At 49.1% G+C, this 15936-nt stretch carries 12 protein-coding genes; 11 read left to right on the top strand and 1 reads right to left on the bottom strand.

The window, feature by feature from the left end; translation table 11 throughout:
* The first annotated feature begins 67 nt into the window (after nt 1–67).
* The 5 genes from GS501_RS05020 to GS501_RS05000 are packed head-to-tail and all read left to right on the top strand — an operon-like array spanning nt 68 to nt 7971.
* Nucleotides 68–2995 carry an IucA/IucC family protein gene (locus tag GS501_RS05020; RefSeq protein WP_160830789.1) on the top strand — a complete coding sequence of 976 codons (2928 nt, stop codon included), beginning with the start codon at nt 68–70 and terminating at the stop codon, nt 2993–2995.
* Nucleotides 2996–3006: 11 nt separating this feature from the next.
* Complete coding sequence (locus GS501_RS05015; protein ID WP_160830788.1) at nt 3007–4194, top strand: MFS transporter; 1188 nt, start codon at nt 3007–3009, stop codon at nt 4192–4194.
* Nucleotides 4191–5972 (top strand): IucA/IucC family siderophore biosynthesis protein, encoded by a 1782-nt coding sequence (locus GS501_RS05010; protein WP_160830787.1) that lies wholly within the window; start codon nt 4191–4193, stop codon nt 5970–5972. The genes GS501_RS05015 and GS501_RS05010 overlap by 4 nt, the downstream gene beginning before the upstream one ends.
* Nucleotides 5969–7189, top strand: a complete 1221-nt coding sequence (locus tag GS501_RS05005; RefSeq protein ID WP_202405322.1) for a type III PLP-dependent enzyme — start codon at nt 5969–5971, stop codon at nt 7187–7189. Before GS501_RS05010 ends, GS501_RS05005 begins: the two co-directional genes overlap by 4 nt.
* Nucleotides 7186–7971, top strand: coding sequence for an HpcH/HpaI aldolase/citrate lyase family protein (locus tag GS501_RS05000; protein ID WP_202405321.1), 786 nt, complete (start codon nt 7186–7188; stop codon nt 7969–7971). The genes GS501_RS05005 and GS501_RS05000 overlap by 4 nt, the downstream gene beginning before the upstream one ends.
* Nucleotides 7972–7984: 13 nt before the next feature.
* Here the strand turns inward: GS501_RS05000 and GS501_RS04995 are convergent, their stop codons facing one another.
* Complete coding sequence (locus GS501_RS04995; RefSeq protein WP_160830786.1) at nt 7985–8311, bottom strand: hypothetical protein; 327 nt, start codon at nt 8309–8311, stop codon at nt 7985–7987.
* A 95-nt stretch (nt 8312–8406) separates the two neighbouring features.
* Between GS501_RS04995 and GS501_RS04990 the strand changes: the two genes are divergently transcribed.
* The 6 genes from GS501_RS04990 (at nt 8407) to GS501_RS04965 (ending at nt 15934) form a co-directional block, all read left to right on the top strand.
* On the top strand, nt 8407–9738 hold the full coding sequence (locus GS501_RS04990; protein ID WP_160830785.1) for an MFS transporter: 1332 nt from the start codon (nt 8407–8409) through the stop codon (nt 9736–9738).
* 501 nt (nt 9739–10239) lie between these two features.
* On the top strand, nt 10240–12534 hold the full coding sequence (locus GS501_RS04985) for a hypothetical protein (protein ID WP_160830784.1): 2295 nt from the start codon (nt 10240–10242) through the stop codon (nt 12532–12534).
* Nucleotides 12535–13236: 702 nt separating this feature from the next.
* Nucleotides 13237–13821: an LIC_12616 family protein gene (locus tag GS501_RS04980; protein WP_160830783.1), complete on the top strand. Its 585-nt coding sequence runs from the start codon at nt 13237–13239 to the stop codon at nt 13819–13821.
* Complete coding sequence (locus tag GS501_RS04975) at nt 13818–14981, top strand: DUF3383 family protein (protein ID WP_160830782.1); 1164 nt, start codon at nt 13818–13820, stop codon at nt 14979–14981. The genes GS501_RS04980 and GS501_RS04975 overlap by 4 nt, the downstream gene beginning before the upstream one ends.
* A 2-nt stretch (nt 14982–14983) precedes the next feature.
* Nucleotides 14984–15463, top strand: a complete 480-nt coding sequence (locus GS501_RS04970) for a phage tail fiber protein (RefSeq protein ID WP_160830781.1) — start codon at nt 14984–14986, stop codon at nt 15461–15463.
* A gap of 9 nt (nt 15464–15472) precedes the next feature.
* The gene (locus GS501_RS04965) at nt 15473–15934 is read left to right on the top strand and encodes a phage tail assembly chaperone (protein ID WP_160830780.1); all 462 of its coding nucleotides are present in this window, start codon (nt 15473–15475) and stop codon (nt 15932–15934) included.
* The last annotated feature ends 2 nt before the right edge of the window (nt 15935–15936 follow it).

Here is a 15936-nt window from a genome sequence, read left to right as displayed (position 1 = left end):
GCGTTAATGATAATGATTCGCATTATTATTAACGTGATAACAGCCCTTCTTTATCAGAGGCTTTCTTATGTCCTCATCGCACGAGATTCTAACCATTCTTGCTCATGTGATGCACCCTGTTGTAACGCAAGGCCTTGTCCCTGTTTGCCGAAAATTTGGTCTTCATCCTGTCATTCTGACAGATCACCCTGCGGCGTATCAGCGTTCCCTCTCCCCTAAGGACGCAACGGTTATAGGCTGTGATGTTTTTAATCCACTGGCCGTTATTCGCACATTGAGTGACCAGCATATTCAGCCTCGTGGTGTTTTATCAAATAGCGATCATCTCCAAACCAGCACAGCGCTTGTTGCGGCTAGGTTCGGTCTTCCGGGGAAAGATTGGCGCCTTTGTCTTATTGCAAAACATAAGGGAGAAACCCGGAAATATTTACGTAAAATGGGCCTTCCAACGCCTTGGTTCTATACCTTAGCGACGCATGACCCTCTGCCGGAGAATATCCCCTTCCCTATTGTTGCGAAACCCGTTGAAGGGGTTGCTAGTCTTGATGTACGTTTTTGTGAGACCGTGGATGAGCTAATTGCTTTTCGAGACGATATGATCCAGCGTCGTCCCCAAACATTACAGTTAGAAGCGTATCTTCAAGGCCCTCTTTTCACGATCGAAACATGGGGCGATGGTCAGGACTTACACGCTATTGGTGGGTTTGATGTAACCTTGTCGCCCCCGCCTTATTTTATTGAACGTTCAGCTCTATGGAATGGCCCTGTTAGCCGTCATCATCGCCATAAAGCGCTCGAGCAACTGCGTAAAATTGGTATTGGGTTGGGTGTGTGTCATAGCGAATTTATTGCGACACTCTCAGGGCCTGTTCTTGTCGAGATTAATTACCGCTCGGTTGGGGATGGTCGTGAATTTTGTCTTGATCGCCTGTGCGATGGTGCGTGGTTTGAGGGGCTTATTGCTCTCCATTTAGGCCAGCCTGTCGGCCCGCTTTTACCGCGTCATCTTCAAGATCGCCATTGTGCAATTTACTACCATCTTGCAGAACAATCGGGGCGTCTTATGGTGCTTCCTGATGAATTTGTCGAGAAAATACCAGGTGGTGAGGCGCGTTATCATTCCCTTAAAACAACAGGGGAGATGATTAAACTCTCTCATTCAAACAAAGATACACTCGGAATTCTTACCTTAACAGCGGCGACCTCAGAAGCGCTTGCTTCGCTCCGAAGACGTTTTTTACCTCGTCTTACGTCTTTCCAGGCCTTTGAAGGGCCGTCTTCTACCATTCTTCGTCGTGTTCTTGATGCGGCGTTGAGGGAAGATTGTTGTCAGATTGTCTCGAAAGGGGATATTTCCCCCTCCCCACGTGATGGGGTTTGGCGCTTATGTGTTCAGCATCTTTCAGGTGGGACATTATGGCTTGATGTTGTGCCTGAACATTTCATGCAGACATGGCGTATGTATGAGCCTTATTGGTGGTGGCAAGATCGTCACGGGAAGCTGTGCGTGGAACAAGAGGCTGACAGTTTCTTGTCGCATCTTTCGGAAGGCCTTTCGCCATTCGTTCAGGAGAATTTTGCACTTTATGGTCATGAAATACGCTGTGCGATTAACCATACGCAGCATTGTTACGAAGCCGCACAAAAACATCTACCAAGTTTAAGCCATGCCTTAACGCATTCGGATTGGCGTCAACGTTTACTCGGGATTGATCGTATCGCCAGCTATACAGACCATCCGCTTTATCCGACAGCCCGTGCGAAAAATGGCTTCACTTCTGAGGATCTTACGCGTTACGCGCCAGAATTTTGTCCTCAATTTTACCTCCGTTGGGTCGCTTTCCCACGGTCTAATAGTCACGAAGAAGGGGGTGTTCCGCCTTTCTGGCCGCGTATGCGTGATGTTGGTCTCCCAGAGTCACTTGAGGCGACGCATTTTCTCTTTCCTGTTCACCCGCTGACATGGGCGACCTATGAAGAGAGTGAAGTCCTGCCTGCAACGGCTCATCCTGCGCCATGTCCTTTTTTAGAAGTGACCCCTACGCTTTCAGTCCGCACTGTTGCGCTGTGTGCGGACCCTGCATGGCATATTAAAGTCCCCTTACAAATAGCGACATTAGGGGCGCGTAATATTCGCTTTATCAAGCCGACAACGCTCCATGATGGCTATACGGTCAGTCAAATTTTGGCACGTTTGCAAGACCAAAACCCAGAATTACGGCAAAACATCGTCCTTGTTGATGAAAGCCGCTATGGCTTCGCCCATAATATGCCAAGCCTTGCTTTTTTGGTCCGCCATTACCCATTACAGCTGAGCCACACGACCCCTGTGCCCGTTGCGGCGCTGACAAGCCCATTAGCAGATGGACGGCTTTTAGTGGCGTGGGTTGTTGAGCAGTTTCATGGAGGTGACTGGCTGGAATGGGCGCGCCAGTACACGCAGCTCTTTCTCACAGTGCATCTTCGTCTGTGGCTTCACTATGGGATTGCCCTGGAGAGCAATCAACAGAATGCGGTTCTGTTATACAGCGCTTTGGAAGCGCCACGTCTTTTAATGAAAGATAATGATGCCGCGCGTCTTTGGTCGGACCAGCTTCTTAAAGCCTGCCCAGAAGTGGAGCCTTTAATTGATACGCTTCGTGACCAACGTCTTCTGGCGGAGAATGACAGTGCATTAGGCGAGATGTTTTGCACGATTACCCTACAGCTTTGTCTGGCTGTACCTTTCGAGATGATTGCTCGCGCTGGTTATGTGTCACGTCATGAGCTTTTTCGTATCTTACGTGATGAAATCCACATAACTCTCAGTCAGTTAGAGCGTGAGGGGTGGCCCACCGCGCATGCGCGTGCCCTCCTCCTTGAGGCGGATTATCTTCCTGCAAAATATTTGATGAGTGCGGGAAGTCTCTTCCCTAAGGAATTGCTTGGTGTGAGCGATATTAACAAATTTTACGGCTATAGCGCACCGAATTTCCTCAAAGAAAGCCAGAGTTAAGGCCATTAGTGATGCCCTTGCTCTCACATCATCGCCTTGTGTTTTTGGTTATGGCTGGGCATTTCCTGTCGGCTTTTACGGTTTTGGGGGCGCCGCTCTTTCTCCCGCGCTTTTTGCCCATGCTGCATCCTGCTCTACCCCATTGGGCTATTGGGATGTTGTTTTGCTTGCCGACGATCATGACAGCATTAGCTGCCCCTTTTTGGGGATGGGTGTCGGACCATTATGGGCGTAAGCGCTCTTTGCAGCGGGCTCATCTTGGCCTTGCTTTGGGGTTTGCCCTGGCTGGGAGCACATCCTATTTGGGTGTTTTCATCCTTGGGCTTGCGGTGCAGGGGTTCTTTGGTGGGGCGATGGCGGCGTCTAATGCCTATCTCACCACGCACATTAACCGTTCTTATATCCAAGCTATTCTAGCGGGGACCCAATTATCCGCCCGTTTGGCGATGGTGATGGCTCCTGCAAGCATTGGTTGCTTACTCGATCTTGGTTTAGGGACACGTCTTTATCTTTGGTTGGGGTTACTCCCGCTTATTGCTTTTTTGAGCACGTTCTTCCTCCCTGCTGATCCCATTATTGGAGATCATCATGCGTCTCTATCATCCACGACGCAGCCACCAACAACCGTCAAGCACTGGGCCGCCTTATTGATGCTTCAGGCAGTGGTGAGTGCGGCTCCCGTTCTGACATTCCCTTATTTTATGCCTTACTGTGCCACGCTTGGTATCGGTTCGGGCACAGAAACGGGTCTTCTCTACGCCCTCCCACATATTGTGTGTTTGATTGGCCTTCCTTGGCTGCGTCACAGCACGTACCGTTTTCTTCTTCCTTTAGGGTTGCTCACACTTGGTGGAGCCTGTTTGGGACACGTTATCCTTGCGCTCTATCCCCTTTATCCCCCTTGGCAACTCATCATCTTGCTCAGTGTTTTCCGTCTCATCATGGGGCTGGGTCTTGTTATGGCGCTTACGGGACTGAATGTCTGTTTGAGCCGTATGATCATCCCCTCCCGGGCGGGACGTGCTTTCAGTCGTTTTGATGCTGCGGGGAAATGGGCCGGTGCGACTGCGGGGATAAGCTCAGGTATTTTTGTTCAGTCTCAAGGGATTTTATCCCCTTTCAGTGCGGCCACCATCCTTAGCCTTATGGCCATCCCGCTCACAATGTCTCTGAAAAATTTAGGAAAGACACCTTCATGAATCTCTTTTCGTTTCTTCCCAATGCGTCTTCTGATCCGATGTCTCTTGCGGCAGAACGCTATGAGAGTGAATGTTTGGTCAATTGTTTTTTGCGTGAATATGCGTGGCCCCATCATGCCAACATTATAGAGGCTGCACAGGCAGATATTATTCCACCTCCGTTACGTGGTAATGCTCCTTATCTTCTCTTTCTAACACTTTCTGATGGAGTGGCGTGTTGTGGAGTTGAACGGGTCAGCGCATTAAAACGGTGCCATATAAACAGCCCTGTTTTTCTTAAACGAAAAGAACAGCTTCATTGGGATGTTTTATCCCTAATGGAGCTTGCGCAGGCTCTCCTCCAGACACTTGCTCCTCACGGTACGCATGATGAATTTTTGGAGCAACTCAATAATAATCATTCTAATATCGTATTATTTTTAACATCATGGGATCAACGGCAAGGACATCCTCATGATGATAGTCTTATCATGTCAGAGCAAGGGCTTGTCTGGGGGCATAGTCTACACCCGACCCCGAAGAGCCGCCAAGGGGTACCCCAAGAAGCGCTTTTACAGGCCTCTCCCGAAACGGGAGCTCATTTTCCTCTCTTTTGGTTTCGTGTTGCGCTCCATCTCGTGAAGCAACAAGGAGAAGATCAGAACGCTATTCTCCGTTTTCTTTCTGAAGAAGATGATCTTTACCCCTGCCACCCTTGGGAGGTTGAGCGTATTCTGCAAGACCCTGTTATTCAGCAGGCTCAAAAAGAGGGTGTCATTGTTCCGGTGGGTTTGAGAGGGAAAGAGGTCTTTTCCACATCCTCTGTTCGCACGGTGTGTCACCCGGAATTGGATGAGCATTTAAAATTCTCTTTTCATGTGCGTTTAACCAATTGTGTCCGTAAAAATGCTTGGTATGAGCTTGAAAGTGCTGTCTTGCTGACAGAGATTTTACGCCCTCATTTCAAGGCGATTTCGCGCGAAATCCCAGGTTTTTCTGTGCTGGAAGAACCCTCGGCCACCACATTGGATTTTTCTTCCTATGGTGACGTTCAGGCGATGCGTCATCTCACAGAAAGCTTTGGTATTCTGTATCGCAAATCCATTCCTTTATCAGAACGTCTTATGACGAAGCCTCATGTTGCTTTAGCGCTTTTCTCCCCAACAGCTTCTCTAGATCGGCATCCTTATTGCCTTTCCTTGCTGCAACAGGTGGGCCTCTCAGAAGGTGTGACGCTTCAACAAGCGGCGCGCCGTTGGGTAACACGCTATGTTGATCTGCTTGCGGGGGGGATTTTACAGGCTCATATTATCCATGGCATTATCATGGAACCTCATTTGCAAAATGTTCTTGTTGGCACGGATGATCGTGGTCTTCCATGCCGTGTGTGGATACGCGATATGGAGGGGACAAAGCTTTCTCGCTCCTATTGGGAAGAAAGCCTCACCTCGCTCACGAGTTTGGATGTTCGAGAGTCTCTTCTATATGATGATGAAAAAAGTCAATATCGCACTCAATATTGCTTATTTGTAAACCATCTGGCGGAAGCCCTTTTTCATATCGCCTGGGCTGCGGATATGGATGAAAAGACGTTATGGGCTGATGTTGAGGAGGTTCTTCATCACCATCATTATCAACTGACACAGCGTGGGTACGATACGGCGTGGTTGTCGGCTCTTCTGGCCGGGCGGCCGCTTTCTGCCAAAGGAAATCTTCTGACGCGACTTCATCATGTTGCGGATAAGAATGCTGACATTGTCTCCATTGCCAGCCCTTTCCCAGTGAGGCACGCCGCATGATGCCGCTTCATACAACGCCAACACCGACGATTATTCGCCATGTTCGCCATAAAATGCACAAGCGATCAGAGCCGATATGTGCTTATTTTTATGATCTCGATGCGTTGGCTGGGCATGTTCAAGCCATGCGGCATGCTCTCCCTCTTTTTTGCGAGCTTTTTTACGCGGTTAAGGCCAATGCCGCACCACCTCTCTTACACGTGTTGGCATCTCTTTGTGATGGGTTTGAAGTCGCGTCGGGAGGAGAGTTGGCTCATATTCGGCGCTACCAGCCACAAGCTCGTTTACTCTTTGGCGGGCCTGGGAAGTTAGAAAGTGAGTTGGAAGCGGCGCTCTTCCCGCCTATTGAGGCGCTTCATGTTGAGAGCCTGCATGAGCTTGAGCTCATCCATGACATCGCTGAGAAGAAACAGTGTGTCGCGCCTATTATGGTGCGTTTAAACCTCCCGCGAGGTGATGGAGCGGCTACGCGTCTTGTTATGAGCGGGACACCGAGTGCTTTTGGCATTGATGAGGCTCATTTTGAACAAGCACTGACCGTTATCCGGAACTCAAAATGGCTCTCTTTTAAAGGATTGCACCTTCATGCTCAGTCACATCAATGTGACGCTGCGGAGCATGGAGCCATGTTACGCGGCTTCCTTCGCCATATTAATGAACTTGAAGATTGCCTTTCTTTTCATGCCCCGATCATTAATTTGGGAGGTGGTATGGGGGTTGCGTATCAGGAGCCGCACCATCATTTTGATTGGCCCTCCTTCTGCCAGATGCTCCAGAATCTCCCAAATACCGAACGAAGGGAACGGCATTTTCGCTTCGAAGTGGGGCGTTTTATGACGGCCTTTTGTGGGGTCTATGCGATGGAAGTGATTGACCTCAAACAGAGTTATGGAGAGTGGTTTGCTATTGCGCGTGGGGGGACTCATCATTTTCGTCTGCCGTCCGCTCAAGCCCATAGTCACCCTATCCATGTTGTGCGTGCGTCACGCCCCCCTGACATAACGCATCAACAGGTTACCGTAACTGGTCAATTATGCACGCCAAAAGACGTGTTGGCGCGTCATGTCCCAATAGAGGCTCTGGCCCCTGGTGATGTGTTCCTTCTACCGATGGCAGGAGCCTATGGGTGGAGTATTTCGCATCATGATTTCTTAATGCACCCTCCTCCGCACCATTATTTTATTCAGAAAGACCGGATCTGGGAGGAAAAGATATGATGTCTTCTCACTCTGTTTTGCAGGAAACCTATGATGGTTCTCCCATAACAGGGCTATTAAATTCTGTTCCGTCTCTTTTACTATGTGAGATGATGGCGGCGGCTGGGTATGACTATGTTATTTTGGATATGGAACATACGCTCCAAACAGAAACCGATATCGCACGGGCTATAGAATTGTGCCATCATGCAGGAATTGAACCTTGGGTGCGTGTTCCTGATGCCGATGTGAAACGTATTGGTCGGCTGCTTGATCATGGTGCTGATGCTATTGTGCTCCCGCAATGCCGTAACCTCTCGAGTGTTCGTCGTGCGCTTGCAGCTACGCATTTCCCCCCTCATGGGACGCGTGGTATTACAGGGGGACGTGTGACGAGGTTTGGGGCACTTCCTTTAAATGATTATGTAGAACGTGTTAATCAGCGCCCCTTCCTGATTGTGATGATTGAGACACAAGACGCCTATAATCTTCTTCCCGATATTGTGGATCTTCCAGGAATTGCTGCTATTTTAGAAGGTGCTGTTGATCTCGCGCTTGATCTTGGATTAGGACCGGACCCTTTTCATCCCAAAACTGTCCGAATGATTCAAAAAATGGCTGATATGTGCGATGCCGCACGCGTGCCCTTTATCGCCAACCCACGAGATCAAGCGCAACGTCATTATTGGGCTGAGCGCAACCATCCTTTCCTTCTTGCGGGGGAGGATCGTGGCCTTCTTGTGCGTGCTCTCAAAACCCATCGTAGTTCTTTAACACAAGAGGCCTCGTCCACCTCACTGTGAGTGAGTGCCAACCTTATTGAAGGTTGGCACGGTCGCACATATGGCTTTTTTCAATTCTAAGCACCGTCTCACCATCATCATTCGGATCAATGAGATCTGGGGCGACATGGCTGATGGTATAATCCCCAATAAGCGTTTTTGCGAGAAAAGCGCATTGTGAATGTGGCTTATGCTGTATGGCCCACATAGCGTTATTGGCGGTTGTAGGAGTCAGGCCCATTTGTTGGAGATAGTGCTCATTTTGAGCAGAGATGGTCGTGATTGAGGGCGGCGGTGCTTTTTGTGGGTGCGTGTCCTGCGCGCTGGCGTTTCCCGCGGCTATAAGAATGAATGTAGACATGACGAGAAATATTTTCTTCATGATGTAATCCCTCCACTTCTCCCATAATGAGCGCTATGAAGGGGGCTGACAAGGGGACGTAAGGAGATTGGGCAATGCTCGCAGTTCTGCAACATCGAACCTATCGGCATCTCTTTAGTGCACAAGTTATTGCGCTTATCGGGACAGGATTGGCGACGGTTGCTCTTGGGCTTCTAGCTTATCAACTGGCAGGACATCATGCAGGTGCGGTTTTAGGGACAGCATTAGCCATTAAAATGCTCGCTTATGTGGGTGTGGCGCCTCTTGCAGCTGCGTTTGCCGAGCGCTTTCCCCGCCGGAACATGTTGGTCATACTTGATCTTGTACGTTGCGGTGTGGCGGCCTGTTTGCCTTTTGTGACAGAAGTGTGGGAAATTTACGTTCTCATCTTTCTCTTGCAAGCGGCTTCGGCGGCTTTTACGCCAACATTTCAGGCAACAATCCCTGATATTCTGCCCGATGAGCGACATTATACGGATGCCTTGTCTCTCTCTCGTGTTGCCTATGACATGGAAAGTGTCGTGAGCCCGCTCTTAGCGGCGCTTTTGCTGACGGTTATTTCTTTTCATATGTTGTTTGTGGGGACGGCTATTGGGTTTATTGGATCTGCCCTCCTCGTTATGTCCGTGACGTTGCCAAGCCCTAAACCCAGCAAGCCACGTAGCATCGCTACGCGTATGACACGCGGCATGAAACTCTATCTGGCGACGCCACGTTTGCGTGGGTTGCTCGCGATTGATCTCGCTGTGGCGGCAGCATCTTCGATTGTGCTGGTCAATACTGTGATCTATGTGCAAGGGCAGTTTGGGCTACCTCAAAGTGCGACGGCGCTGGCATTAGCTTTCTTTGGGGCTGGCTCCATGGTCGCGGCTTTTGGCCTCCCGCGATTATTGGACCGTCTTCATGACCGTAATGTGATGTTATTGGGTGCCGGTGTGCTCACAATAAGCGCTTTTCTTTCCGTTACGGTATCATCATATACGTGGCTTTTGCCGCTATGGTGCGTGTTTGGGGTTGGTTATTCCGTCGCGCAAACGCCTTCGGGGCGTTTATTGCGGCGCTCTTCAACCGCAGAGGACCGGCCTGCTGTCTTTGCGGCTCAATTTGCATTATCCCATGCTTGTTGGCTCATCGCCTATCCATTAGCCGGGTTCGTGGGCGCCTCCCTCGGGTTGGAGAAGTCTGCCCTTTTACTGGCAGGGATTGCCGCTTTGTCTGTGCTTATGGCGTGGCGCATCTGGCCTGCTTATGACCCGATCGACCTCTTCCATGATCATAACGATTTGCCAGAGGGGCACGCCCATCTACAGGGCGCTCATAACAAACGTCATAAACATGCCTTCGTGATTGATGACCTCCATCACTCATGGCCCACTATCCCTTCTTCTGAGGGACATTGTCATTAGCGGCGGTGGTTGTCTGTGCACTCGTTATACAGAGGCGTCATGCACCAACTGAACGAGCAACGCTGCAATAGACAGCATGGCTATAGCTGCAACAAGACGAGAGGGTCTTTCACGCCAATAATGGATAAATCTACCGGTCATTCCCTTGTTCCCCCTTATAAAAGTGGAGATTCTTGCTGTTACCCACTCGTATCCTAGCCGTTATATGAATTTGTAGGCAAGTACATAAAGCGTTTCACTCTTAATTATTGGGTGAGAAAAAGTTATAGGGGGCCTTACTGGTATTAGGAAGAAATAGCAACAAATTTTCTCAGTTCCAATGTAATTACCTGATATATTTAGGTATGTAATGTTAATTCCATTTATGTTTTTATTAAAATAATCACAAAAATGTTATTTGATATTATATTTATTATGTATCGATCAAGAAATAAATAAATTATAATTGTAAGCTTACAAAGTATAAATTTTTAGATTTTGTGATTATTTTGGAGAAAAAATATGCGTTCAAATCATTTTTTGAACATGTTGCTCATGGGAACGGCTTTTTTTGTAGGTTCCCTCTATGGTGATAATACGTTTGCGGCCGGTGCTGTCGTGGTGCCAAGCGTGACAACAAAAAGTGCTCTGATTTCGGCCGATGCTTTTGGTGATTTTCTATCGAATAATTTCCCAGGAGGGTTTGATCCCAATCGCGGCTATGAGAGTGACCTTTTGGGAGGGTGGAAAGCCCGTGCTGATGGTTCTGTCATCCCGCGGCAGCTGCTCATTCAGACAGACCCTTACGGTCCTTATAATACCGGGTGTGGTTTGGCCGTAAATACAGGGTCAACTTACACTCAACAGAACCCTGTTTCTGAAGGAAACCCATGGAGCGGAGCACCTGGTGTGGTGAATGTGGGCGGGTTTGACACCGTTGCAAACTGCACCTTGTATGGCAATACGAGAGCACGTCTTATTCTGGATGTAAAAGGCTATACGCCCCCTGCTACTTATACGAATAGCACTGGATATTCCTCTGTGGCACAAGGGCAAAACCGCCTTCATATTGGTGGGCCTGTTGTGTTTGATACTGCTCATTACACCTATACCGCGACAGCATCGTATCGAGATGAACATGGGAATAATATCGTCGTCTTGCAGGATGTGCCTGTCACGTCGGTGTCGTCTCAAAACGGCGCATGGAATGTCATGTTTGCTTCCGGTTTTACGCACACAAACCAGGGCGGTGTGATTACATTTAGTGCCAAAAGTAACGGGCATAATCCACTCATTGGGGATCATGCTGCTGTGCATCTTGCTGCGCCTTTAACGGAAGCCCAAGCATCACAGATTCATCCCAATATGTATATTACGACAAACTCAAACAGTCCTCTTATCGCACCGGGGATCGGGAATGGTGATGGTCTGCCTACTCGACGGTTATTTGCTGGCTATGTCAGTGATGCGCCCAAGGCAGGTGACACGGCTATTCATGTGATTGAGTGGGATGTTCCTGGAGGTGGTACGGGGGCTAATGGTCAAACCCCATCGACAGAGGCTGAGATGCTTGACCATGATTACTCCAATTATGGAAAGCCTGTTGTGTTTCTAGGGGGTGGTGCCGCGGGCTCTCAGTTTGCTCATAACTGGTTCGCGCAAATAGATGGGAACCAATATGGAGATCAAGCAGGGTCTTTGATCCATCAGATTACCCCTCTTGAGATTGACCTTAATGTGATTAATCCAGGCTCGATTAAACCGCATTCTATTTTCTATAGTGGGATTAATATGAATGCGGGGAACCAGCCCGACAGATTGACTGATGCAAGCCATGAGCTCTTTCTTGGCGGTGTAATCAAACATCATCTGATGCTTAATGGTGGCCCGGGAAACTGGGATATTGATGGTGATGGGGTATATGTCCCTGTTGCGGGTGCTTCTGGCATTAATCCTTCAACAGTTGGGCAGACATCACAAGAATGGGACCAGCCCGTTCGTGGGCTGAACACCATGCGGACGGTCTTGTGGGATGAATTTATTGGCAGTAGTGACCCAAGAAATTGGGGATGGAAAGAAGCGGTCGTTCATTTTGGCACAACGGTTGATGGCCCAGCCCAGGTCACAGGTCAACCAGGGGGGAGTAAACAGGCAGATCTAGAATGGAACTATGCTGGGCAATATGGTGGTTTGTCGATTTGTGGCTACGCGCATAATTGTGGGCTGACGGTTCATGGAGATGGAAGTACGGCTATTACGGGCCAAGCGACGTTCTCTCAACAAACTACTTTTTCAGGCCAGACGGCATTTTCTAATCAAGCCAATTTTTCCAACCAAGCGATTTTCTCTGGGCAGACTATCTTTAATGGAACGGCCTTTCTTTCTGGCGGTGCGGGTTTAGGGAATGGGCAAAATTTCATTTTCTGGCCGCGGCAAAAGGGCGTTCCTGCGGCGATGATGCAGGGGACAGACCCAGGGACAGTCCTTTTAACAACGAACGCAGGGTCCCCAGGTCATCTTGAAGCGGGGCAGATTACTGTTAGTGGTGATCTACAGGGAACAAATGGGTCTAACCGCGTTTCTGGTCTCCATGCGGATGGAAATGGAAATTGGAGTACGACAGTCAACACGCCTGGCGGTGGTGCTTTGGCTCAGGCTTCCTATGTTTTGGCATGGTTACCGACAGCGAATGAAACGGATGGTGCGCATCTATGGTGCTCTGATTGCGTTGTAAACCATGTACAGGGCGCAGAAGTCTATTGGCATGCCCATGCGGGCTTATGGACGGACAGCCAAAATAACACCCTAACCCGGTAAGTTTCGTCTCGTCTATTGGGCGTCGAGTGAGACGTCGATTCTTAGATGAATATGACAGCCATATTTCCCCCATTGTGACATTACGGTGGGGGATTTTGTTATGTTTCTCTCTCTTTTATTCATGACAGTCTGTCATGTCATGAAGACACGCTGTCATGTCAAAGTGACAGAATGTCCTGTCTCTATTTAATAACCATCAATTAACCACCAATGAAGGATGAGTGTTGTACAATGGGTGCGAGGAGATTTATTTTTAAAATTGCGATATTGATAAAAAAAGAACTTGCATGTGTGCCACATCTATGGTCTTATAAAAATATAGTCGGTTGTTCTATGCATTGCTCGTGAAAGCGGCTTTCTGCACAGAGTGTGAGATTGAGGCGCTCCCCCCTCCCCCCTTCTCTGTTCTTCTTCCCTCCGATTATATCAAAGAACTTCCCAAGCCCACTATGGTTTGCCTCGGGCGCCGATCGTAACGTTCGGGTGTTGTGTGTTTGTCATTCACGTGACGACGCGGCTCCTTACATGCCGGCATGCGGTAAAATATGTGCTTTGGATGGAAAAGCCCTTCACCCTCCCCCTGTGATTTAAGAGCAATTTTAGACCCCTGTTGTGCTTAGCACAGCATGACGGCGGCCTTGGTTTGCCACAAAACAAAAACGGCCTGACGCACAGAGACATACTAGAAATGGGAAATGGCCAATGGCGCAAAATGATATAAACACCGCCACTCGAACAACATCCACACTTTTTCTAACCCCGACAGAGCCCCAAATTTTGGCGGTGATGCGGGATTGGCTTATGGACACCCTTCCCTCTGGCTGGGCTCTTGAGCAAGATCCGCATGGTGATGAGTCATCTCCGGAACCACCTTTTGCGACAGTAAAAGTGGTGACACGTGAACGCACAGCGACCAACGCTTACGAGTACGGCAAACAAACGGTTACGATTATTCAACCGCTTATTATGGGGATACAGATCACGCTTTTCGGCGCCGGTGCGGGAGATGCTGCGGTGCAGCTCAATACCGTCTGGTGTGATGATGACGCGGTGACGTTTTTTAGAAGGGCGCTCCCCCAAACAGCGCCGCTTTATGGAACCAACCCCCGTCAAAATGCCGTGATGACAGCAAAGCAGAATGACGAAAATATTTGGTCAATAGACCTTATGCTTAATGTCAATACTCAGATCATACGGCCAGTAGAAAGCGCCATTGAACTGAATATTCCCGCGAAATCTGTCATTAAAACCGATATCGTTACCTCTACAACGGAACCTCAATCATGAGTACTTTTCAGGGGTCTATCCCCATTTCACGTCTGGTCAAAGTGACCCCGTCTGCACTTGAAGCTGCTGGCGGGGTTTCGTTTATTAATGGCCTGATCGTCACTAATAATACATCTGTTATTGCGGATCGTTCTTTTCAGTCTTTTACATCGAGCAGTGATGTTGCAAAAGCTTTTACGCCTGCGAGCGTGGAAGCACAGATGGCGGCTGTTTATTTCAGCAGTTATCGTGGGTCACTCCAGACACCATCAAAGCTTTATTTCGCCGGCATTAGTGCCGAGAGTGAAGCAGACATGGCTGCTTATATGAATGATGTCATCAACAAAGTGCAGGATTTTGTTGGGATTACGACATCATTTGAGCCTTCATTCTCGCAGAAACAAGTTCTTGCGCAATGGACGGGCGCCCAGGCTGACCGTTATTGGTATGTGCCATGGGATACGGACGAGCAGGCATTAACCGCTGAGAATAATGCGAGCTTTGGGACATGGCTCAAGGCGCAGTCTTTAGAGGGGACAACCCTTGTTTATAAAGACCCGCTCGTCTCTGCTCTGTGCTTGGGATGGATGGCTTCTCTGGACTTTGATGCCACGAATGGTCGCACCACGTTGGCAGGACGCCAGAATGGTTTGATTACACCATCGGTTTCCAATGCGCAGGATGCGGATACGCTTCAGAAAAAGGGGTATTCCTTCTATGGGGCTTATGCCAATGGTCTAGGGTCTTTCCAGTTCCTTGAAGATGGCTCTGTATCAGGTCAGTTCCTCTGGGCGGATAGCTATATTAACCAGATTTGGCTGAATGCGTCTTTCCAAGCTGATTTGATTAATCTTCTGCTCAGTGTCGGGCAGATCCCCTACAACACGCAGGGTGATGCGCTGATCTCGGCTTCTGTGCAGGATACGATCAATCAGGCGGTTAATTTTGGGGCTATTCGTGCCGGTGTGACGCTTACAGAAGCACAGCAGCAGCAGATTGATAGCACGGCTGGGTCTTCCATCAGCAGCACGGTGCAGTCCCGTGGTTGGTATTTCCAGCCTAACGCTTCTGCAACTCCTGCAGCCACACGCGTAAAGCGCGGCAGCCCGCCATGCCGCTTTTGGTACACCGATGGACAGTCTGTCCAGTCCATTAACCTTGCGAGCATTGAGGTACAATAATCATGGCTACTCCAACGCCTGTCACAAAGCCCGTCACCACGCCTGTTACAACGCATATTACAGCATCTGATGCCGTTTTTGTTATGACGGTTCAGACATTGTTCAATGCGCCGATCATCTTGGATAGATGGTCCACCTCTTCGGCTTGGGTGTCTAAACCGATTACCTTAGCAGAAACACAGATTTCTCTTGATGGGAAGCTGAACCGTGGGTTTGTTAATTCCATCTTTGATATGACGCTAAATTTTGCGCCTAACTCACGGACATTTACGTTATTTGACGCCGTTGCTACCGCTTCCCGTCAGGGACAGACGGTTTATACGCTCAATGGTGAATTGACGTTAAAAGGGTTGAACCGGAAATACACGTTCATCAACGGGGTATTGGTCGATTATAACCCGCTCCCTGCGCCTAAGGGCAATGTGCTGGGGGATTTGCAGGCTCATTTGCAGTGGGAAAATGTTCTTTCGGCTGAGCTATAAGGAATGGTCATGAAGTCATTGGAATGGTCTCCCTCCACGGGAGAGGATGCCGGAAAACGCTTCATCATCACCCGCATGTCGGCCTTTACGGCCGACAGATGGGCGCGCGACATTGTGCGCGCCCTTGCGCGTGCTGGAAGCCGTACACCAAAAGAAGCGCTTGAAGTGGGAATTGCTGGGCTGGCAGGGCAATCCATGGCGTTATTTGGCCATTTGACAGATGATGAATGTGAAAAGGCATTTCAGGGCCTGCTTGACTGCGTCATGATTGATCGTGACCCAGGAAATGCTGAGGTGCAGGCAAGTAAATTAACTGAACTTGATATTAGTGATGCCACGACCCTACCGGCTTTGCGGGCGGAGGCATTTAAGCTGAATGTGGATTTTTTCAAGGCCGCGATTTCCCAAATTTATCCTCTGGTCGAAGCACTGAGAACACCAGAGAGCGAGCATCAAGCGCCAAATGCGTAAAT

The sequence above is a fragment of the Saccharibacter sp. 17.LH.SD genome, assembly GCF_009834805.1.
Lineage (GTDB): Bacteria > Pseudomonadota > Alphaproteobacteria > Acetobacterales > Acetobacteraceae > Saccharibacter.
Note: the sequence above shows the minus strand (reverse complement) of the source record. Positions and strands in the feature narration are given on the sequence as shown.